At 73.2% G+C, this 1,952-nt stretch carries 1 pseudogene; it reads left to right on the top strand.

Annotated features, from left to right (window positions below):
* Positions 1-1,952 (top strand): annotated as a pseudogene (locus tag CBW50_RS29640) (hypothetical protein); the annotation flags it as partial.

Raw genomic sequence — 1,952 nt, 5'->3', positions numbered from 1 at the left:
GCCGCGACGGCCTGGGCGCCTGGATGCTGCGGGCCCTGCGCGTCTACCGCGCCGGCGCCGGCGCCATGACGGCGCTGGCGGCGGCCGGCGCCTTCCAGGACCGCCAGCTCGAGCAGCGCCTGGGCCTGTACCGCTGCGGTATCGAAGGGGCCATGACCCAGGTCGCCAGCCTGCCCGCCGGGCCGGAACCCGTGCTGCTGCTGTTGCACGGCACGGCGGCGTCCACCCAGCGCAGCTTTGGCGGCCTGTGGCGCAACGGCCTGGCGCCGCAGCTGGCGGCACAGTATGGCAACCGCATCTACGGCTACGAACACCGCAGCCTCAGCGAAAGCCCGATCCAGAACGCGCTGGCCCTCGTGCGCCAGTTGCCGCACGGCGCCGTGCTGCACCTGCTGGCCCATTCGCGCGGCGGCCTCGTGGGCGAACTGCTGGCGCGCGCGCAGCGCATCGACAGCCGCGGCGCCGTCGACCTGGCCAGCGACGGCCTGGGCCGCCTGAGCGAGAACACGGTGGGCGGCGAAGCGTTCAACAACCACGATATCGAACACTTCACGGCGCAGTCGCGGCTGTGCGGGCGCGCCGGCTACGCCGACGATGCGGCGCGCCTGCGCGAACTGAGCGTGGAACTGAAGGCGCGTGCCATCCGCGTCGCCCGCTTCGTGCGCGTGGCCTGTCCCGCGCGCGGCACCACCCTGATGTCGGGCCGCCTGGACCGCTGGGCCAGCGTGATGTTCAACCTGCTGCTGCACGGCGCCGACCCGGGCGCGGCGCCGGCCGAGGCGCCCGATGGCGCGGCGGCCTTCCTGCTGGCCGTGGTGCGTCAGCGCTGCGACGCGCGCATCCTGCCCGGCCTGGAAGCGATGATGCCCGACTCGCCGCTGGTAGCCCTGCTCAACGCGCCCGACGTGCGAGTGGCCAGCCCCCTGCACGTGCTGGCCGGCGCCTGCAGCGGCGAAAGCCTGCTGGGCTGGCTGGGCGACTGCCTCGGCGAGATTTTCTACGGCGGCCAGAACGACCTGGTGGTCAATTGCGCCGCGATGGTGGGCGGCGCCGTGCGCAGCACGCCCGTGCGGCAACTGCTGCTGCGCGGGCCGCAGGTGCACCACCTGAACTACTTCGAGCGCGCCCCTTCCGGCACGGCCGCGCTGCAGGCGCTGGCCGGCGACGACGCGGCCTACGAGCCGCTGGCCGGCATGGAGCACGGCATGCTGGCGCGCGGCGGCGAAGTGCCGAAACGGCGCGCGCAGGCGCCCATCGTGCTGCTGCTGCCCGACATCATGGGCAGCCACCTGCAGGTGGGCAGCAACCGCATCTGGTTCGACCCCGTCAACCTGGTCGAGGGACGTATCGAGCGCCTGGCCGTGGGCCAGCCGCACATCGTCAGCGCCGGCTGGCTCGAATCCTGCTATGAGCCGTTCGCCCGGTTTCTCGCGCAAAGCCAGGAAGTGCGCCCCTTTACGTATGACTGGCGCCTCTCGCTGCAGGACACCTGCGCCGCCTTCCTGCCCGTGCTCGACGACGCCATGCGCGATGCCGAACAGCGCGGCCAGCCGCTGCGCATCGTCGCCCACGGCATGGGCGGGCTGGCGGCGCGCCTGGCCCTGAAAGACCGCTGGCAGCGCTTTGGCGCCATTCCAGGCAGCCGCCTGCTGCAGGTGGGCACGCCCAACCGGGGCACGCAGGCCATGGTGCAGGTGCTGCTGGGACGCGATCCGCTGGTGCGGATGCTGGCCAGCTGGATAGGCTGGAAGCACACGCGGCGCCAGTTCCTCGGCTTCGTGCGCGACTTTCCCGGCGTGCTGGAAATGCTGCCGTGGCCCGCCGCCCGCGCTGCGCCGGGCGGCATCGATTATTTTGACCCGGACGCCTGGACCCKGCTGGCCGACGGCGACCGGCAGTCCGGCCTGCCCGGCGGCTGGCATGCGCCGGCGGCGGCGGCCCTGCAGGCGGCG

This window comes from Janthinobacterium sp. GW458P (assembly GCF_002127585.1).
In the GTDB taxonomy this organism is placed as follows: domain Bacteria; phylum Pseudomonadota; class Gammaproteobacteria; order Burkholderiales; family Burkholderiaceae_D; genus Janthinobacterium.
This window is presented reverse-complemented; position numbering and strand designations above follow the sequence as displayed.